The sequence below is a fragment of the Zhongshania sp. genome (genome assembly GCF_041623545.1).
Lineage (GTDB): Bacteria > Pseudomonadota > Gammaproteobacteria > Pseudomonadales > Spongiibacteraceae > Spongiibacter.
Genome location: NZ_JBFJWS010000270.1, coordinates 1 through 4,388 on the forward strand (window position 1 = coordinate 1; position 4,388 = coordinate 4,388).

General features: G+C 46.9%; 4 protein-coding genes. 1 reads left to right on the top strand and 3 read right to left on the bottom strand.

What is annotated here, in order from left to right:
- The 3 genes from ABYT30_RS16150 to ABYT30_RS16160 all read right to left on the bottom strand — a co-directional run.
- Positions 1 to 624: CHASE sensor domain-containing protein (locus ABYT30_RS16150; RefSeq protein WP_373097498.1), on the bottom strand; the 624-nt coding region annotated here is incomplete at its 3' end.
- A gap of 59 nt (positions 625 to 683) precedes the next feature.
- On the bottom strand, positions 684 to 1,265 hold the full coding sequence (locus tag ABYT30_RS16155; RefSeq protein ID WP_373078372.1) for a YfiR family protein: 582 nt from the start codon (positions 1,263 to 1,265) through the stop codon (positions 684 to 686).
- Positions 1,253 to 3,217 (bottom strand): TonB-dependent receptor plug domain-containing protein, encoded by a 1,965-nt coding sequence (locus ABYT30_RS16160; protein ID WP_373097499.1) that lies wholly within the window; start codon positions 3,215 to 3,217, stop codon positions 1,253 to 1,255. The genes ABYT30_RS16155 and ABYT30_RS16160 overlap by 13 nt, the downstream gene beginning before the upstream one ends.
- A 238-nt stretch (positions 3,218 to 3,455) precedes the next feature.
- Here ABYT30_RS16160 and ABYT30_RS16165 point away from each other — a divergent pair.
- The coding region (locus ABYT30_RS16165; protein ID WP_373097500.1) for an AraC family transcriptional regulator ligand-binding domain-containing protein at positions 3,456 to 4,388 on the top strand (933 nt) is incomplete at its 3' end.

Below are 4,388 nucleotides of genomic sequence, written 5' to 3' on the forward strand. Positions count from 1 at the left end.
CAGTTCACCAATTTCATCTTTTCCAGTTGGCACTGCGCGCTGTGAATAATCCCCGGCGAGGGATACTTTTTTAGTCGTTTCCAACAACGCCAATATCGGGTTGGAAATCAGTCGCTGTAAAAATAGGGACAATATTGAGGCAATCGCGATGCTCACTAACACCATAAAGCCAACGACCATACTATCGAGGCGGGTTGACTCCCAAAGGTCGCCGAGACCGCGTTCAATATACAAGCTACCAATACGCTCACTCCCCAGCATGACGGGGCTGACCACAACCAAGTGATTACTCGTGTAAAAATCACTTTCTGGTGGCTGCGCTAGGCAGTCTATTTGACTGTCTAGCTCGCGTTTATAGGAGGCAAACAAGTACTCACTACCCGCCTCCACTTTATAAATACAGGCTTGTAGAACATCTCGCTTCGCGCGTAACGACGACAAAACTTCCGACGCCGCCGGCGCGTCATTAAAGCTGAGCGCTGCCGTCGTATTCAGCGTAAATACTTCCGCAACGGCAGAAAGATTATTATTTAATGTATCCCGAACATTGAACCAGTTATAAATTACAAACACAGAGGCCGTAATCAGCAGACACAAGGAAGTCGTTCCGACAATAGCGGCCAAAAGCTTTGATCTTATTGGGACATCAGCGCCTAGAATCATAAGACCTAACAACAGAGTAATTAATTAACATTGCGCGCTAAACCCAATAATTTCGAACTCATTTTAATTTGTGAACGACTCGCAGCAGTCTGATTGATATCGAAACGAATCTTCCCGTCTACAATAACAAACTGAATCATTCCACCCATTTCAACAAAGCTACTATCATCGCTAACGGTCAACACCGCCTCATTGGCAAGCACGCCCACCCAGTCTTCTAAGCGGCCTCGATCAGCAAACTCCAGAAAAACCATCTGGCAGCCCTGGGCTTCACCTGGATGCTTAATGCCGCTAAATTTAATAGGCACCCCGTTATTCTTTTTGTCGCCTATGGTTTCAACGAGTTTTGCGTGTAACTGCGAATTACCTGCAACGCAGATGACAAAATCTGGCCGTTTCTTGACCTCTGCTGGCCATTCAATAAATTTAGTAAAATTGTATAGAAACGCCGACTTAACGCGATATTCCAATTCTGTGCCTTCCGCATAAGCATAGGCAAAAATGGAATTGCCAAATATGACGAGCAATACAGCCAGACAAAATCGTATTGCTGAATTAACTGCTTGCATCCGCTGACGGAACCCTTCGCTCAGAAGTGCCATGTAAATTGTCCATGAACACTGCGTGAAATTTCATTACCGCCGCTAAACTCGGCATGTTGTGGGTCTAAAAGGTTTGTGCCCACCAGCGATAGCTCGATATTCGGTGCTATTCGCCAGATACTGGTCATGTCTAGCGCCGAATAGGCCTTAACCCCAACATCATCGAGGGCATCTACCCAGCGCGCTCGGGTCTGCACTGACCAATCACTACTAACATCCCAGTCAATCCTGATATCGAACTGATTATTCGGATCATTTTCATTGTTTTGCGCAATGTTTACATCACGGCTACCAAATTTGGCGGCTACATCCATGTCTTGATAAACGTAACTGGCTAAAACTTTTACCTCCGGAAGCGGTTCCCAGCGCACAGTAAGCTCAAGGCCTTGAGTTCTGCCCGCACCGTCATTTACAAAGCGAACCGGCACTGATTGCGGATTTAAAAAATTATCGGTAAAAGAGCGAAGGTTACCGTATTCATTGTAGAAAATTGCCGCATCGGCAGAAAGTACTGGGGTTAAAATTGTGCGGTAACCTAACTCATAGGCGACCACCTCTTCAGAAGTGAAATTTTCATCGCCGACAAGCACGCCGCCAAAGATATCGATGGTATGGTCCAAACGATTAGGAATCCGCACCGCCCTTGAAACCGCACCCCACACCGTATTGCGGTCATTTACGATGTAACTAAAGCGGGCACTAGGCTGAAACTCATCGCCGGTGTAGTCATTATTTTCGTATTTCACTCCTAAGGTCAGATGGAGCTTGCTCTCGATCAACTCAATTTGGTCTTGCGCAAATATATCCACCGTTTCATCTTTGCGCTTAGCAGGCAGAAACTGAAGTACCGCTGGATTAAGACTCTCAATATTGTCATCTGTTGTATGGTAGCCGCCACCGAGCACAAAATTCTGGCGCTCGCCGACAGCAAAGCGGTGTTTTATTTCCAGATCAAAAATATTGCGATCTTCCATAAATGTGCTTGTATCGTCGCGACTACTCTGGTCGTAAAAAAATTGAACCTCGGTATCGGCACTGTCTTCATAACGATGTTTCCAGCGCGCAATGACATTATGACCACTAATTGATTCTTCTTTATTATTAATCTGATTATGAGTTCGGGCCTTATACAAGTCGCCCTGCAAAGTCAGACTATCTCGGTCGCTAAGTAGAAGGTCGGTACGAAAACCAAGCTGGTCGTGATTTCTCGCGTCATTTGCATCACCCGCCCCCGGCCGCTCTTGTGCGGTATAGTGAGTGGTTTTAGCGTAAACGCGATAATGACCATACTCACCAGCTTTACCGCCATAGCGCCAAGCAGCAAACCCAGCAAACTCGCCGCCACCGCCAAACTGCTGCAAACCACCTTGGGTATTTGCCGCCGACTTGGTGACAATATTCACTACCCCGTTGACCGCATTAGCGCCCCAAAGCGCAGCGCCAGGCCCACGTATCACTTCGATGCGTTCTATATCGTCCATCAAAGTGTCTTGCACGTCCCAAAAAACACCCGAATACAGGGGCGTATAAAGGCTACGGCCATCCATTAAAACTTCTAGCTTGTCAGCAACGGTCGAATTAAAGCCTCTGGCCGTTATCGCGTAAGTGTGAGAATCCAAACGAGCGACCTGGAGACCAGGAATTAGGCGCAAAGCTTCCGGAATACTTTTGACGCCAGAGCGAATAATCTCGCTGCCGTTAAGCACAAACACGGCGGCGGCTGATTGCTGCAAAGGCTCGCTGCGCTTTGATACTGACACGACATCAATATTCATTAGCGACTCAAGGCTCAAATTCGCTAAATCGTCGACACGCGCAACTAACATGGGCTCGGAGTTTAGTGCGAATGCATTTGGCGCGAGTGCCCAAAGTAAAATTGAAATAGGTGGCAATCCGCTTAGGGTGGCGTTTTTGGTACGTTTTTTCTTGGCCCGTACTCTACTAATTGGCATATCTTACGCTCTTTGCTTGATGGACTGAGTTGCCCTTGCTTTTATGCATGCTCCAGCATGGCAAGGTACACGCCCCTAATATCTACGGTATTACACAAACATTCTGTGGAATATAGTATATTTTACGTATATCGACCCTAGATTCTTATTCCTGCTTATAGGGCCCTGCTATTATTGACTACCCAAAACGAAACACCAAGCCTATTTGGTGCCCCGCAACCGTAATTAAGTTAATGAAATGAGTAATATAACCTCAATGCGCAACATCTCCGTTGCCAATTATTTTATTCACGCGGTAATCAGCAACGCGGTTAAAAACGGGCTAGACCCTAAGCAGCTGCTCGCTAGCGCAGGTATATCCAGCGAATTACTCAAACAACAGAATGCCCGTATACCGGCCGTAAAACTAGGAAAATTACAAACAATCACGATCCGCGCGATGAAAGACGAATTTCTTGGCTACGGGCCTGGCCGTTACACCCCAGGCACATGGAACAATATGTGCTATTCGGTGATTAACTGCGCAACCTTGGGCCATGCCTTGGCGAGATACTGCCGCTTTTATCAAATGTTTGAATGGGGCTTGCAACCACATTTCAACATTGTCGGTGATGAGGCTCGGCTAACGATTAAAATGAGTGAGCCTGCCTACGAATTTGAAAACTACGCCTATGAATTGGTGATGTTTAACCTCCACCGCTTTAGCAGCTGGATTACCCAACAACACCTGCCCCTAATTGCAGTTAATCTCCACTATCCCGCACCGGCCCACGCGGCGGAATATCGTCATCTATTTTTGGGGCAGCCGGTGTATTTTAATCAGCCCCGCACTGAGATGATATTTCACAGCAGTTTAGCTGCGCTTCCGAGCCAACAAAATGAGCAGTCATTACAGCGCTTTTTACAGCATCCTAATCTTGTTTTTCTCATTCAACAATACGATGAAAAAAGCTGGACGGCGCGCGTACGCGTCATTATCAACAAACACTTAATCGATACCCCCGGCATTGATGAAATAGCGACACAACTCCACTTACACCCCCAAACGCTGCGTCGGCGCTTGGCACATGAGGGCACCAGCTTCAATGAAGTGAAAACCCAATGTCGCCAAGACAGCGCACTGTACTATTTGGGCAAATCCAATCTATCCATTGAACAAATTGCCCAGCGC